At 71.1% G+C, this 14,845-nt stretch carries 9 protein-coding genes; 5 read left to right on the top strand and 4 right to left on the bottom strand.

What is annotated here, in order from left to right:
* Nucleotides 1-66 precede the first annotated feature (66 nt).
* Nucleotides 67-2,388, top strand: coding sequence for a DUF2339 domain-containing protein (locus ON30_RS26585; protein WP_245554225.1), 2,322 nt, complete (start codon nt 67-69; stop codon nt 2,386-2,388).
* Here the strand turns inward: ON30_RS26585 and ON30_RS26580 are convergent.
* From ON30_RS26580 to ON30_RS26565, 4 genes are all read right to left on the bottom strand, one after another.
* A complete protein-coding gene (locus tag ON30_RS26580) occupies nt 2,354-5,758 on the bottom strand; it encodes an MMPL family transporter (protein WP_040711218.1) in 3,405 nt (1,134 codons plus the stop codon). The two genes, ON30_RS26585 and ON30_RS26580, sit on opposite strands and share 35 nt — an antisense overlap.
* Nucleotides 5,758-6,480: an NYN domain-containing protein gene (locus ON30_RS26575; RefSeq protein WP_040711216.1), complete on the bottom strand. Its 723-nt coding sequence runs from the start codon at nt 6,478-6,480 to the stop codon at nt 5,758-5,760. Before ON30_RS26575 ends, ON30_RS26580 begins: the two co-directional genes overlap by 1 nt.
* Before the next feature lie 43 nt (nt 6,481-6,523).
* On the bottom strand, nt 6,524-7,327 hold the full coding sequence (gene trmB, locus ON30_RS26570) for a tRNA (guanosine(46)-N7)-methyltransferase TrmB (protein ID WP_040711214.1): 804 nt from the start codon (nt 7,325-7,327) through the stop codon (nt 6,524-6,526).
* A 95-nt stretch (nt 7,328-7,422) separates the two neighbouring features.
* Nucleotides 7,423-8,754 carry a lipase family protein gene (locus ON30_RS26565; RefSeq protein WP_040711212.1) on the bottom strand — a complete coding sequence of 444 codons (1,332 nt, stop codon included), beginning with the start codon at nt 8,752-8,754 and terminating at the stop codon, nt 7,423-7,425.
* 158 nt (nt 8,755-8,912) lie between these two features.
* Between ON30_RS26565 and ON30_RS26560 the strand changes: the two genes are divergently transcribed.
* The 4 genes from ON30_RS26560 (at nt 8,913) to ON30_RS26545 (ending at nt 14,805) form a co-directional block, all read left to right on the top strand.
* Entirely contained in the window at nt 8,913-9,704 is a 792-nt protein-coding gene (locus ON30_RS26560; protein ID WP_040711210.1) for an SDR family oxidoreductase, read from the top strand.
* A 53-nt stretch (nt 9,705-9,757) separates the two neighbouring features.
* Complete coding sequence (locus tag ON30_RS26555) at nt 9,758-10,900, top strand: hypothetical protein (RefSeq protein ID WP_051030023.1); 1,143 nt, start codon at nt 9,758-9,760, stop codon at nt 10,898-10,900.
* Between the two features lie 181 nt (nt 10,901-11,081).
* The gene (locus ON30_RS26550; RefSeq protein ID WP_063719943.1) at nt 11,082-12,719 is read left to right on the top strand and encodes a hypothetical protein; all 1,638 of its coding nucleotides are present in this window, start codon (nt 11,082-11,084) and stop codon (nt 12,717-12,719) included.
* A gap of 253 nt (nt 12,720-12,972) precedes the next feature.
* Nucleotides 12,973-14,805: a phosphoenolpyruvate carboxykinase (GTP) gene (locus tag ON30_RS26545; RefSeq protein ID WP_040711206.1), complete on the top strand. Its 1,833-nt coding sequence runs from the start codon at nt 12,973-12,975 to the stop codon at nt 14,803-14,805.
* Nucleotides 14,806-14,845: the final 40 nt, after the last annotated feature.

The following is a 14,845-nucleotide window of genomic DNA, read 5'->3' as shown; positions in this document are numbered from 1 at the left end:
GTAACCGACCGCCGCCCGCGTGTTTCTACTCATGTCCCGCACGCCCCCGGAACCGACCATGGTCCTATGACGACCTCTCTCGACCCGGCGCTGATCGCACGCCTCTCCGGTCAGTTCACCACCCTGGGCACCCAGATGGACGTCCTCGGACGTGAACTGGACCTGCTCTACACCCAGGTCCGCGCCGAAGTCCGCGCGCCCCTGCCCGAAACCGGCCCCGCACGGCCCGCGACCGGCGAGACCTCGGCCGCGAAGACCGGTTCTGCTCGGGGCGAGGACGCGACGCCTCCGTTGCCCGGATCGCCGGGGAGCCCCGGTCATGAACCGGCGCAGCGCGTTTCCGCGCCCGGGATCGCGGCGACCAGTGCGGCGGGTCACCGAGAAAGCGGGTCGCCAGGACCGGGCAGCGTCCCCGCGCCCGGGATCGCGGCGTCGACCGCGGCGGCACCGGAACAGGCGACGGGTGCGCCGCCGCCTCCGCCGCCACCCCCGGTGCCGGACGCGCCGGTCACGGGCGCGGTGTGGCCCGGCGGTCCTTATCCCGCCGCTCCGCAACCGGCCGGTTCCTATCCCGCCGCTCCGCCGCAGGCCGGTTCGTATCCGGGCGCGCCTTTCGCTGGGCAGCCCGGCCAGTACCCGGGTGGCCGATTCGCGGGAGGCGTTCCCCCGCGCGGGGTTCCGATGCCGCCGCCCGGTCCGGGGCAGGCGCCGCGGTGGGGTGGGCCCGCGCCCGCGTGGCCGATGCCGGTGCCGCCGCGGCGTCCGGTCGAGCCGCGCACCCCGTGGTGGCAGCGCGAAGGCGTGATCAGCCGGGTGCTCGCGGTGGCGGGCGTCGGAGTGACGTTGATCGGTGTGGTGATGCTGCTGGTGCTGGCCGCGCAGGCCGGGATCTTCGGACCGGTGCCGAGAGTGCTGGCAGGAGCGGTGTTCTCGGCCGCGCTGGTCGGTGCGGGCGTGCGGGTCGCGGGCCGCAGCGGCGGCCGGGTCGGCGGTATCGCGTTGACCGCCACCGGTATCGCGGGCGCGTACCTGGATGTGGTCGCGGTGACCGCGCTCTACCACTGGCTGCACCCGGTGCTCGGGCTCGCGGTGGCGTTGGGTGTGGCGGCGGGTGGCGTCGCGCTGGCGATGAAATGGCAGTCGCAACCGTTGGCGGTGCTGGTGGTCGCGGGCGTCGCGCTGCTCTCCCCCGGCGTGAGTTCCGGCCTCGTCCTGCTGGGATTCCTGATCGTGTTGCAACTGGTCTGCCTGCCCGTGCACTGGGCGCGTGACTGGCCGGTGCTGCACGTGGTGCGCACGGTGCCCGCGATGGCGGCCGCGCTCGCGCTGATCCTGCTCGCGACCCTCGACAGCGTCGAGGGCGCGCAGATCCACCAGTTGCTCGCCGGGTGCGTGGCGATCGCGGCGGTCGGCGTCGTCGGCACCCTCGTCGTGGTGCGCCGCAGGGCGAACGACCTCACCGCGACGGTGTCGCTGGCCATGTCGCTGACGCCGCTGCTGGTCGTCCCGGTGCTCTACGACCGGATGCCCGCGAACCTCGTCGCCGGCGTCACGGCGGCGGTGCTGCTCGCGCTCGGCGCGCAGTACCTGGCGCCGAGAACGCGCGAGTTCGTCGGCATTCCGGGCCACACCGCCACCGTCGCGGCGGTCGCGGGATCGTTCGCGCTGCTGGAACTGTGCTTCGGGGTGACCGACGCGCGGACCGCGCCCGCCGCTCTGCTGCTGGTCGCCATCGGCTACCTCGCGGTCGCCGGACAGCGCCGTTCGGGCGTGGCGGCGATCCTCGGCGCGGGTTTCGGACTGCTCGGCGGGATGGGCTTCCTCTCGCACGCGTCGCCGGAGAACCTCGCCGTGCAACGGCTTGCCCAGGAACAGCTCGACCTGTCGACCGTGCTGGCCGCCGTGGTGCTGGTGGCGGCCGTGGCGGTGGCGATGTGGAGCGCTCGGAGCGTGCCGTCGCTGTCGGCGGGCGGGTCGGAGCAGTCGGTGCTGTGGATCGGCGCGAGCGCGGTCGGACTGTACGCGCTCACCGCGGCGACGGTTTCGCTGGGCGTGGTGTCCGGCGCCGCCGACGGATTCGTCCTCGGCCACAGCGTCGCGACCATCCTGTGGATGGTCGCGGCTACCGGCGCGCTGTTCTACGGGCTGCGCAACCTGGCGACCTCGCCCTCGGTGGCGAAGGTCGCGCTGGGGTCCGGCCTGCTGGTCACCGCGGCGGCGCTGGCGAAGCTGTTCCTGTTCGACCTGGCGACCCTCGACGGCTTGGTGCGCGTCGCGGCCTTCCTGGTGGTCGGCGTGCTGCTGTTGGTGGCGGGCACCCGCTACGCGCGGGCGTTCGCCGAGGCCAACACCGCTACTCGTGGTCCCGGCGACGAAGCAACTCGTTGACGCTGACCGTGCGACCGTCGTTGCCGCTGTGCCGACCCTCGTCACCCGTCTCGACGCGCCGTCGGGAGGACCGCAGTTCCGCCATCCAGTTCTCGATGCTGCTGCGGTTCTCCTCCGGCGTCTCCTCGACGTCGGGGGACTGGGCGTGATGGGTCGGGCGATGCGGTTCGGCGGCCGGGGTGGACGCCTCGGGAGCGTGGTCGGCCTCGCGGGTCGGCCCCGACTCGCGAGGCGTTGCGCCGTTCTCCGGCCCGCGCACGCCGCCGAATCCGGTGACACCGTGGGATTCACCCGGCGTGCCTGCGGTACCGGGGTCGCCGATCGCCGCGTCGTCGCGACGCGAGAACCCGGAGCCCACGTCGGCACGCGGGAAGCCCGCACCGGAATCACCGCCGGGAGAGAACCGGTCGGCAGGGGACGCCGTGTTCTCGGACGGCGCGTTCCGGGGGGACTCGGCGTTCGGCGCGGGCGCGGTGCGGCCCGGATCGGCATCGCCCGCGGGCGCTGTCCGCGGACGGTCGACGGCCGGCGGGGTGCGCGAGAAATCCGCGCCGCCGTCACCGACGGTCCGCGGCGGTTCGGCGAACCCACGGAACGATCCCGCCGATTCACCCCGGCGATCGTCGGACCCGCCGGGCAGGCCGAACGGCATCTCACCGGGCAGAACGCCGCGGGCGGGTTCGGCGGACGCCGGGGTCGCGTCGCGCCCCGTCGCCGAGGTGTCCGCGCGCAGGGCGTCCGGCGGCGTCGAACCGCCGTTGCGGATGTCGCCGAGCACGCCGTGGTCGCGCGGGGCCGGACGCGACACCGCGGGGGCGGGTTCGGTCGGGGGCAGCGCGGGCGAGAGTGGATGCGAGCCCGCACCGGTGCGCCCGGCCTCCGCGCCGGACGCGGTCGGCGGGACGGCACGCGGCCGGGTCGGATCGGCGGGCGAGCGCATCGGGGTGGCGCGCGGCCGGGTGGGTTCGGCGGGAGCCGGGCGCGGCGGCGCGGATTCGGCCGACGTCTTGGTCTGGTTCGCCCGTGACGCGCTGCGCCCGAGGCTGCCGATCCGGGCGGTGGGCGCCTCGGCCTCGATCTCTTCGACCGTGCGCGGACGGCGCGGCGAGCGCCGCAGTTTGCCGCCGTCGACGGCGGGCATCTGCATGGTCACCGGGTCGGTGACGGGCGTGGTCTTGACCAAGTCCACGACTTCGCCGCCGCCCGGACGCTCGTTCTCCAGGGTGACCTCGCCGAGGCCGACGCGTTCCTGGATGCGCTTCATCCACGCGGGCGCCCACCAGCAGTCGTCACCGAGGAGTTTCATGGTGGCGGGCACCAGCAGCATGCGCAGAATGGTGGCGTCGATGAACAGCGCCGCGATCAGGCCGTAGGCGATGTACTGCATCATCACCAGGTCGGAGAAGGCGAACGCGCCGACGACCACCAGCAGGATCAGCGCGGCGGCGGTGATGATCCGCCCGGTCTGCGCGGTGCCGATGCGCACGGCCTCGGTGGTGGACGCGCCCTGCGCGCGCGCCTCCACCATCCGGGACAGCAGGAACACCTCGTAGTCGGTGGACAGGCCGTAGATGACGGCGATGATCAACACCAGCACCGGTGACATGATCGGCTGCGGGGTGAAGTTCAACAGTTTCGCACCGTGGCCGTCGACGAAGATCCAGGTCAGGATGCCGAGTGTCGAGCCGAGACCCAGCGCGCTCATCAGCGCGGCCTTGATGGGCAGCACCAGTGAACCGAAGGTCAGGAACATCAGCACCGTGGTCACCAGCAGCACCAACGCGATCATCAACGGCATGCGGTCGAGCAGCGCGTCGATCGAGTCCTTCTGGATGGTCGGCTGCCCGCCCACGTACATCTGGACGCCGTCGGGAATCTCCAGGGAGCGCAGGTAGTCGATGGTGGGTTCGGCGTTCTCCGAATCCTCGAGGGTCGCGCTGGTGCGGTAGACGGTCTGGTAGGTGTTGGAGCGGCTGGGCACCTCGAAGTTGCCGGTCAGGCCGGGCGCCTCGTTGGCCTGCTTCCACAGCGTGCCGACCGAACCGCTGTCCTCGGAGACGAAGACCAACTGGACCGGGTCGGTCTTCTTCAGCGGGAAGATCTGATAGAACTCCTCGAGCGCGGTGCGCGTCGGGTTGTCCGGGGGCAGATAGCGCTCGTTGATGCCGCCGAAGGCCAGGTTCTTCACCGGGATGATCAGCAGCAACAGCAGCACGCAGATCGGCACCGCGATCTTGAGCGGATGCTTCATCACCCACTGGGTGCTGCGGCCCCAGATGCCGTTCTCGATCTCCTCCGCGGTCTTGGTCTTGCGGAACCGCTTGAGGCCGAGCGCGTCCACGCGCGGGCCGAGGATCGCCAGGGCCGCGGGCAGGATGGTGATGGAGGTCAGCGCCGCGAGCGAGACGGTGGCGATGGTGCCGAAGGCCACCGATTTCAGGAAGCCCTGCGGGAACAGCAGGATGCCGCCGAGGCTGGCGATGATCATGGTGGCGGAGAACACGACCGTGCGGCCCGCCGTCATGACGGTGCGGCGCACGGCGGCCGGGGTGTCGTAGCCCTCGGCGACCTCTTCGCGGAACCGGCTCACGATGAACAGGCCGTAGTCGATCGCCAGACCGAGTCCGATCATCGACACGACGCCGCCGACGAACGAGTTCACCTCGGTGAACCGGGTCAGGAACATGACGATGCCGTTGGCGCCGATGATCGTCAGGCCGCCGATCATCAGCGGCAGCGCGGCGGCGACCACGCCGCCGAAGATGAAGAACAGCAGGATCGCGACGGCGGGGATGGCCAGCATCTCCATGCGCTTGGAATCGCTGGCGATGGTGTCGTTGAGCGTGCCCGACACCGCTTGCAGGCCCGTGACCTGCACGTCCACACCCGGAATGAAGAAGGCGTCCTTCACCTTCCGGTAGTTGCGGACCATGTCGGTGTCGTTGTCGCCGACGATGGCCAACGAGGCGAAGGTGTAGCGCTTGTCCTTGGAGCCGAAGGTCAACGGCACGCCGGGACCGGTCTCGGTCTGCCAGTAGGCGCCGTTGACCTTGGCGATCTCGTTCGGGAATTCGCGCGGCAGCTTGTTGAGACTGTCGACCACCTGCTGCCGGAACTGCGGGTCGTCGATGGTCTTGCCCTCGGGCGCGGTGTAGAGCACGATCACGTCGCTGGTGTGATCGCGCCCGAACGCGCCGTCGGCGATGCGCGCCGCCTTGGCGGATTCGGAGGTGGGGTCGTCCCACCCGCTGGAGCTGAGGTGGTCCTCGAGGCCGAGGCCGTACCCGCCCAGACCCAATAGGGCGGCCACGACCACGCCGATGACGGCGAAGCGCAGCCGATAGACCAGATCGCCCCAGCGTGTGAACACTAAGCGACTCCTTGAGCGGGGCGCGAGGCGAGCAGCGCCGACAGCGGCCGGAACGGCTGCAACCAAGCGCCCTCGTCGGGCAGTGAGTCGAGGCTCACCCTCGGCAGCGGTTCACGGAACACGCCGGGGATGTCCTCGAGGTCGATGAATTCGAGAGTATCGGATGTGACGGCCCAACTCGCGTGCTCGCGGAACCCGAGCACCTGGACCGGGATCCCGTGCGCGGCCAGCGACTCCAGCGGTTCGCGGAAAGCCTGGCCGTCGGCCGAGGCCACCATGATCCCGGCCAGTCCGGCGCCGCGAACGCGCATGTCGATGTGCGCGAGCATGTCGGCGTCGACGTCGGAGTCCTCGTCGATCTTGGGTTTGGCGAACACCGCGTAGCCGACGTTGCGCAGCGCCTCCACCCACGGCCGGACCACGTCGGCGGTGCCGGGGGCGATATTGGTGAACACGGTGGCTTCCGGTTCGACCCTGGTCTTGCTGCCGACCGACAGTTCGGCGGTGCGCGCGAGCAGCCAGCGGCCCAGTGCGTCGAAGCGCGGCCGGTAGGCGGCGGTGGGCCTGCCGCCGAGGATCGCGCCGAGGCCCATGTCGAGGTTCGGCGCGTCCCACACCAGCAGCACCCGGCGCACGTCGGAGGCGGCGCCGCCGAGACTCTCGGGCCCTTGCGCGCGGCCCGCCACGTCCACGACCTCGTGCGCCATCTCGCTGACGTTCATGATCGGGACTCGGGGGTGCCGCGCCGCGGGCTTGGCTCGCTCATCATTCGATCTTGCCCCATATGAACTCCGTGATGGCGCTACCGGCGCGATGCGCCTTTCCTTCGAACTTGGTGACGGGGCGATCGAAGCCGATGGGCGCGTCGGCCGCAAGGGCTCCCGCGCCGGTGGTCTCGTTCAACCCGACCAGTCGCGGTTCGCCCGCGCCGACTTCGGCGATGTGCTCGGCGTAGTCGGCGTGGTCGGTGGCGACGTGCAGGACGCCGCCGGTCTTCAGCCTGCTCGCGATCAGCGCGAGGGTGGCCGGTTGCAGCAGTCGCCGCTTGTGGTGGCGGGCTTTGGGCCACGGGTCCGGGAAGAACACCCGCACGCCCGTCAGCGATCCTTCGGCGATCATGTGCTCGAGCACGTCGACGGCGTCGCCGCGCAACAGGCGGATGTTGGCGATGTCCTCGCGTTCCACGCGCTGCACCAACTGGGCCAGACCGGGCTGGTAGACCTCGATCCCGATCAGGTTCACCCCCGGTTCGGCCTGCGCCATGACGGCGGTGGCCGTGCCGGTTCCGCAGCCGATCTCGATGACCAGCGGCGCGTCCCGGCCGAACCAGGCCGCCGCGTCCAGCGGTTCGTCACCGACTTCGCGACCGATCTTCGGCCACATGCGGTCCCAGGACTGCTGCTGGTTGGGCGTCAGTGCGCCCCGGCGGGACCGGAAACTGGTCACCCTCGGGTACAGTCGCGAGCCGGTCGGGGAGCGTCGGCCCGCTTCCAGCGGGGCCGTGGATGTGGACGGCCGGCCAGGAACCGACTCGGCTGTGGGGTTGGCGGCGTCGTTCACGGGGTCCATTGTCCAGCATCGGGTGAGCAGCCCGGCAATCGAACCCCCGGGGCGGTGGTCACGGCGGGCTCAGCCGGGCAATCTGCCTGTGTCGAGCGGTGTCATCAAGCGGCGCGTTCGCTGGGGATCGGCGGCGGCGGCGTCCGCGGGCGGCCCAGCGGCCGACCGAGCAGGACCTTGGCCGTGGTGGCGGCCATGTCGACCATGCCGCGCAGCCCCGCCCGCGAGGCCAGCACCGACCAGACCGTGACGTCGGCGTCCGGGGTGTCCGGTTCGCCCGCCAGTCGGTCGGCTAGCCATTCCAGGCTCGGCGGGGCCGCCAACACCAGCATGGAGAAGTGCTCGCTGAGCCGATCGAGCACGTAGGTGACCCGCGCGCCACCTTCCCGGTACCGCGCGACCTGGCCGTCCACACCGTCCCGGTGGATGACCTGGTCGTGCACCGGTTGGATCACCAGCAGCGGGCAGGTGGGGATCGAGTGACCCAGGCGCAGGTCGTCGAACATCGTCCGGAACTCGTGAGTGGCGAGGATCTCGGTGATGCGCCGGGTGCGCAGGTGGTCGTCGAAGCGACTGCCCGCCAGCGACAGGATCGCCCACAGCGGGTTGGCGCGTTCGGCGTGCGCGACCATGCGCTGTCCGGCGGGGGTCAATTCGGCCTCGAGCAGCGCGTCCAGCGCGGGATAGAGCCTGCGCAGCGCGGCGATGACGATGGCGGGCAACCCCGCGTAGTGGGTGCCGTCGAGGCGCTCGAAGACCTGCCCGGGATCACCGACCGGCGCCCCGAGCGCCGCGCCGACGATGCGCAGTTCCGGCGCGTAGGTCGGGGCCATCTCGACCGCCCAGGAGGCCGCCATGCCGCCGCCGGAGTAGCCCCAGACGCCGATCGGGGTGTCCGGACGCAGGTCGAGCGGGTCGAAGGACAGGGCGGCGCGCAGGCCGTCGAGGACGCGGTAGCCGGGTTCGCGCGGTGCGCCGAAGTTGCCGTTCGGCCCCTCGTGGTCGGCCAGCGAGACCGTCCACCCGCGACGCAGCGCGTCGGCCACCAGCAGCCACTCGAACTGGGTCACCGAGCCGAGCGCCCGCGCTCCGCGACGCAGCGCGTAGGACGGGGAGCAGCGTTCGGAGACGGCGTCCATCGCGGTCTGGAAGGCGAGCAGCGGACGGGCGGGGTCGGCGTTCGCGGGGAGCAGGACGGTGGTGACCGCGACTTCGGGGCTGCCGTGCAGATCACAGCTGCGGTAGAGCAATTGCCAGGCCGTGACCTGCTGCGGGACCAGGCCGAACAGCGCGAGTTCGACGCGGCGACTGCGCAGGACCGTCCCCGGCGCGGTGACGGCGAATCCGCGCGGCGGCCGGTGGAAGGGATCGGCGCTGGGTAGCTGCGGGCGGGTGTCGATCCGTGCACCGACGACCCCGATGACCTCGGCGTTCATCGCGACCTCCTGGGCGGGTTCCGGCGTATCCGGCCGGTTTCGCTCGAAAGGCGAAGTTGCGCACCGATATCGATGCCGACCTGGATCGAGGGTAGGGGATGGGAGGGTGTCTGTGAACCCCGGTTATAGCGCCGAGCGGCGCGACTACACTGCCGGACATGAACTCACCGACGGTGTTCATCACCGGTGCGGCGGCCGGAATCGGACGGGCGACGGCCCTGCGTTACGCCGCTCACGGCTATCACGTCGGCGGGTACGACATCGACGAGGTCGGCCTGTCCCGGCTGGCCGCCGACATCACCGCGGCGGGCGGAACGGCCACCACCGGCGTCCTCGATGTGACCGACGACACGCACTGGGCCGAGCGACTGGCCGAGTTCCACACCGCCACCGGGCGACTCGACATCCTGGTCAACAACGCGGGCATCCTGCGCGCGGGCCCCTTCGAGGAGATGGACCTGTCCGCCCACCGCGCGATCGTCGCGGTCAACCTCGGCGGCGTGCTGACCGGCACGCACGCGGCCTTCCGCTACCTGCGCGACACCCCCGGCGCGCAAGTGGTCAACCTGTGCTCGGCCTCGGCCATCTACGGCCAACCCGAACTCGCCACCTACGGCGCCACCAAATCCGCGGTCAAGAGCCTCACCGAGGCACTGGATCTGGAATGGGAACGCCACGACATCCGGGTCCTCGCGGTCTGGCCGCTGTTCGTCGCCACCGCCATGGTCGACGGCGTCGACACCGCCTCCACCCGCTCGCTCGGCGTCCACCTCACCGCCGAGGACGTCGCCCGCGGCATCCACGAGATCACCTCCCGCCGCGGCCGACTCCCGCGCGTGCACTACGAGATCGGCGCACGCACCAAAGCGCTGGCCCTCGCCGCCAAATACGCCCCCGGCTGGGCCGTGCGTACGGTCAACAAATACGTGAGCGGGAGCACCGCACACTGAGCGGTCGGTCGCCGCCTTCTGACAGAATCGCAGCGACACGAGGGGGAGTGACCATGTCGACAGCCACCGGATTCCAAGGCAGGCCACGCGAACGCGGAGTGCCGACGCCGACCAGGGAACGGGACCAACTCGACCGACTGCTGGCCGACCTGCGCGACGCGGCGGGGGCCGACACCGGGATCGGCTATCACGCGAGCGTCGCCGTCAACGTGTGGCACCGCCCGCCGCGCATCCAGGTCGCGGGCCGCGCGCACACCGGTCGGACCACCGTGCTGCACGCGCTGGCGCTGATGTCGGCCGCCGAGACCGGCCCGGTCGACGAACCCGGCTCGCCCGACCCCGAACTCGACGCCGACATCGTCGTCTACGTGCTGTCCGGCTCGCCGTCGCCCGCCGACCGCCGGGTACTGGCCACGCTCGAGCCCTCGCGCACCGTGGTCGTGCTGAACAAGGCCGACGCGATCGGCTCGCGGTGGGGCGACGCGGTCGTGGCCGCCGACCAGTACAGCCGCGAACTGGGCGTCCTCACCCTGCCGGTGGTGGCCTCGCTGGCGGCGCGCACGCGGGCGGGCGCGATCACCGAGGAGGACATGGCGACCCTGCGTCGCCTGGCCGCCTCCGCCGACCCGTCACTGACGTTGTCACCGGACCTGTTCGTCTCCCCGGCGGCCGGTCCCGATGTCGCCGAACGCGAGACGCTGCTGCACCGCTGGGATCTCTACGGCGTGGCCTGCGCGTTGACCGCCCTGCGCGCCGATCCGTCGCTCGGGCCGCACGCGATCCTGCAACTGATGCACGCGGCCGCCGGGATCGACCCGCTGCACCGCCTCCTGCACCGCCGCTACGAGCAGGTCTCCGCGCAACGCGGCGGACGCCTGCTCGACGAACTGGCCCGGTTGGCCGCCCGCGCGCTGCCCGCCGACGGCGGCGCGCGCGACGTGTTGGAGAACTACCTCTACGGCGACGACGCGATGTGGCTGGGATTGTGCGCGGGCCTGGCCGATCCGTCGGTCGCGCACCTGGCCGCCGGCTACCCGTCACCCGCGCCCGCCGACGCCGACGACGCACTCCAGCGCGCGGTCCGCTGGCGGGCCGTCGTCGGCAGCGATATGCCGCCACGAGCCCGCCGCGCCGCCCTGCGAGTGCACAACGGCTACATCAGGCTGTGGGAGCGGATGAGCAGTGCCGGACTCTGATCCGGCACGACGAACCTCCGGCGAGGCGGCCTCTCGGGAGTCGGCGGATCTTCCTCGGGAGTCGACGGGCCGTCCCGGTGGGCGAGCCGATCTCGCCAGGAGCGCAGCGGCTGACCCGCCTGGGGACGCGGCGGCTGAACTCCGTCGGGAGGCGGCGGATCTTCCTCGGGAAGCGGCGGCCGTGGTGGCCCGCTGGAATCCGCAGGGCGCGGCGCTGCTGACCGCCGTGCGCGGTGCGGGCGCGGCGGCGAAGGTCGCGCTGATCGGCCCGGACGACGCCAACACCGCGCTGCTGCGCACCGAACTCGCGCGCTTCGAGCCCCGTGCGGACCTGACCGAGCCGATGTCCGACATCACCGCCCACCGACCGGTTGGCGGCACGCCCACAAGGCACGAGACCACCACGGCCGCATCCGGCGCGCCGTCCGTTCGCCCCGAAGCCATCTGGGGCGCATCCGGTGCTCCGCTTCCGCGGCCCGAGGCGACCGCCGGTGCTCCGCTCATGCGGCCCGACGCGACCGCGGGCCCGCCCGGCACTCCGCTTCTGCGGTCCGAAGCGAGTTCCGGTGTGGTCGGCGTGCCCGTGCCGGTCGCGCTGATCCTGCTGGATGCGGGAAGTGCCCTCGGGGCGGACACCTTGCGTCTGCTGACCGGGTTGCGCGGTGAGGGCACGCGCGTGCTGCTGGCGATGAACGGCATCCACGCCTACGCCGACTGGCGATCGGTGCGTGAGCGCAATCTGGAACTGCTGGCCGTGCACGGCTTGGGCGAGGCGGACCTGTTCGCGGTCTCGGCCCGGTTGGCCGCCGCGGCCCGCGCGAGCGGCGACCCGGCGCTGCTGGACCGGTCCGGTCTGAGCGCGCTGCACGCGGCGTTGACCGCGGCGGCGGGTGCGGCGGCGGGCGACCCGCATCGACAGGCCATCCTGACCGGACGCGTGCTGGCCGAGACTCGCGAGCGGATCGCGGCGCAGGTGAGCACGCTGCGCTCGGGCGCGGAGACGACGCGCTTGCGTGCCGAGCGCGCGGAACTGATCGCGGGTCGCGACAGCGGTCGCGCCACGGCCATGTCGACGTTGCGCGGTCACCTGCATCTGGCCAGGGTGGATCTGCTGACCGAGGTCGGCGGGCAGGTCAGGGCCTTGCACGTGGCGGCGCGCGCCGAGTTGGATCGGCTGCCTCCCGCCGAATTCGAGGACTATCCCGCGCGTCTGCAACACGCCGTCACCGAATTGACCGGTGCCGTCGATCAGGGCATCGACCGGCGCTTCGCGGATCTGCTCACCCGCCTGGCCGCCACCGACGTCGGCGCGATCACCGTGCCGCAGCGGCGGCGCGATCCGGCGCCGCGGGTCGGCCCGGAACCCGAGCCGAGGCACCGGGGTGTCGAAGATCACCTCATGATCGCGTTGGGCGCGTCGGCGGGCGTCGGATTGGGTCGGCTGCTGGTCTCGCCGCTGGCGCTGGTGCCCGCTCTGGACGTCGCCAGCATCCCTGTGACACTCCTGCTCGGCGCGCTCGTCGCTTGGTGGGTGGTGCGGGCCCGGCGGCAGGTGGCCGACCGCGCACACGTGCGGCAGTGGCTCGCCGAGGCGTTGGTGAACGTGAAAGCCCAGCTCGAGCAGCGGGTCGCGACGGCGTTGGTGGGAGCCGAGACCGAATGGTCGGATCGGGTGGTGCGCGCGAGCGCGGCCCGAATCCTCGACACGGACCGGAGAGTCGCGGAATTGGAGACGCGGATCCGGCGAGCAGTGGCCGAGCAACCTGCCCAACTCGCGGCCTGTGAGCGCGATATCGCCGTGATCGATCGGTTCGGCTGATTTGTTGGATTGGTAACTAAACGGGTATTCGATAAGTACCCGGTGCCGTACGGACCGTCACATCGCGTTAACCTCTATGGCAGGAACCTGGGCGTCCGCTTCGTCCAAGTACGCCGTCCAGCCGGGGCGCGCATTCGACTGGTCGTAGCGGGTGCCTACCCGCCAACGGTGGCGCTTGATGTGTTCGCGCTGGTCATGGGCCTCGGGCCAGAGTGGCGAAGCATCGACGCACCGCCAATCTCAGGAGAGTTTCATGACCTCAGCGACCATTCCTGGTCTTCGTGGATCCGACGGCAAAGCGCCGACCGAGCATAGCGAACTACTCGCCTGGGTACAGGAAGTTGCAGAACTCACTCAGCCCGACCGGGTGGTGTGGGCGGACGGTTCCGAGGAGGAATGGGAGCGGCTGACCGACCAGCTCGTCGCGGCGGGCACCTTCCAGCGCCTCGACCCCAAGAAGAAGCCGAACTCCTTCCTCGCCCTGTCGGACCCCTCCGACGTGGCGCGGGTGGAATCGCGCACCTACATCTGTTCGGAGTCCGAGGCGGACGCGGGCCCGACCAACAACTGGGTCGACCCGGCCGAGATGCGCGCCACCATGACCGAGCTGTACCGCGGTGCGATGAAGGGCCGCACGATGTACGTGGTCCCGTTCTGCATGGGCCCGCTCGGCGCGGCCGACCCGAAGCTCGGCGTGGAGATCACCGACTCCGAGTACGTGGTCGTGTCGATGCGCGTGATGACCCGCATGGGCGCGGCGGCGCTGGAGAAGCTGGGCGCGGATCGCCCCTTCGTCAAGGCGCTGCACTCGGTGGGCGCTCCGCTGGCCGAGGGTCAGGCCGACGTGCCGTGGCCGTGCAACGACACCAAGTACATCACCCACTTCCCCGAGGCCCGCGAGATCTGGTCCTACGGGTCCGGCTACGGCGGCAACGCGCTGCTCGGCAAGAAGTGCTACTCGCTGCGGATCGCCTCGGCGATGGCCCACGACGAGGGCTGGCTGGCCGAGCACATGCTCATCCTCAAGCTGATCTCCCCGGAGAACAAGGCGTACTACATCGCGGCGGCGTTCCCGAGCGCCTGCGGCAAGACCAACCTCGCGATGATCCAGCCGACGGTTCCCGGCTGGCGCGCGGAGACCCTGGGCGACGACATCGCCTGGATGCGTTTCGGCGAGGACGGTCGCCTGTACGCGGTGAACCCGGAATTCGGTTTCTTCGGCGTCGCGCCCGGCACCAACCGCAGCTCCAACCCGAACGCCATGGCCACCATGGAGGCGGGCAACACCGTCTACACCAACGTCGCCAAGACCGACAACAACGACGTCTGGTGGGAGGGTTTGGAGGGCGAGCCCGATCACCTGATCGACTGGAAGGGCAACGACTGGTACCTGCGGGAGACCGAAACCCTTGCCGCGCACCCGAACTCGCGCTACTGCACGCCGATGTCGCAGTGCCCGATCCTGGCGCCGGAATGGGACGACCCGCAGGGTGTGCCGATCTCGGCGATCCTGTTCGGCGGACGCCGCAAGACCACCGTCCCGCTGGTGACCGAGTCCTTCGACTGGCAGCACGGCGTGTTCATGGGCGCCACGCTGTCCTCGGAGCAGACCGCCGCCGCGGAGGGCAAGGTCGGCACCGTGCGTCGCGACCCGATGGCGATGATCCCGTTCATGGGCTACCACGTCGGTGACTACCTGAACCACTGGATCAACGTCGGCAAGAACGCGGACGCGGGCAAGCTGCCGAAGATCTTCTACGTCAACTGGTTCCGTCGCGGCGACGACGGCCGCTTCCTGTGGCCCGGATTCGGCGAGAACTCCCGCGTGCTGGAGTGGATCGTCGGCCGCATCGAGGGTTCGGCGGAGGCCGAGTCCACCGCGATCGGGCACGTCCCCACCGCCGCCCAGATGGATCTGGAAGGTCTGGACGTGGAAGCCGCCGACGTCGACGAGGCCCTGAAGGTCGACGCCGAGGAATGGCGCAAGGAGATCCCGCTGATCGAGGAATGGTTCCAGTTCGTCGGGGACAAACTCCCCTCCGGAGTCCGCGACGAATTCGAGGCCCTCAAACAGCGCCTCGCCTGATTCCCCACTCGAAGCCGCCCGCATTCCTCGGAGGTGCGGG

The organism is Nocardia takedensis NBRC 100417 (assembly GCF_000308695.1).
GTDB classification, from domain to species: domain Bacteria; phylum Actinomycetota; class Actinomycetes; order Mycobacteriales; family Mycobacteriaceae; genus Nocardia; species Nocardia takedensis.
This window is presented reverse-complemented; position numbering and strand designations above follow the sequence as displayed.

Excerpts from the sequence above, each read along its gene's own strand:
- ON30_RS26575 (WP_040711216.1), bottom strand. The coding sequence starts at position 6,480 with ATGAACGTCAGCGAGATGGCGCACGAGGTCGTGGACGTGGCGGGCCGC.
- ON30_RS26565 (WP_040711212.1), bottom strand. The coding sequence starts at position 8,754 with ATGAACGCCGAGGTCATCGGGGTCGTCGGTGCACGGATCGACACCCGC.
- ON30_RS26585 (WP_245554225.1), top strand. The coding sequence starts at position 67 with ATGACGACCTCTCTCGACCCGGCGCTGATCGCACGCCTCTCCGGTCAG.
- ON30_RS26555 (WP_051030023.1), top strand. The coding sequence starts at position 9,758 with ATGTCGACAGCCACCGGATTCCAAGGCAGGCCACGCGAACGCGGAGTG.
- trmB (WP_040711214.1), bottom strand. The coding sequence starts at position 7,327 with ATGGACCCCGTGAACGACGCCGCCAACCCCACAGCCGAGTCGGTTCCT.
- ON30_RS26545 (WP_040711206.1), top strand. The coding sequence starts at position 12,973 with ATGACCTCAGCGACCATTCCTGGTCTTCGTGGATCCGACGGCAAAGCG.
- ON30_RS26560 (WP_040711210.1), top strand. The coding sequence starts at position 8,913 with ATGAACTCACCGACGGTGTTCATCACCGGTGCGGCGGCCGGAATCGGA.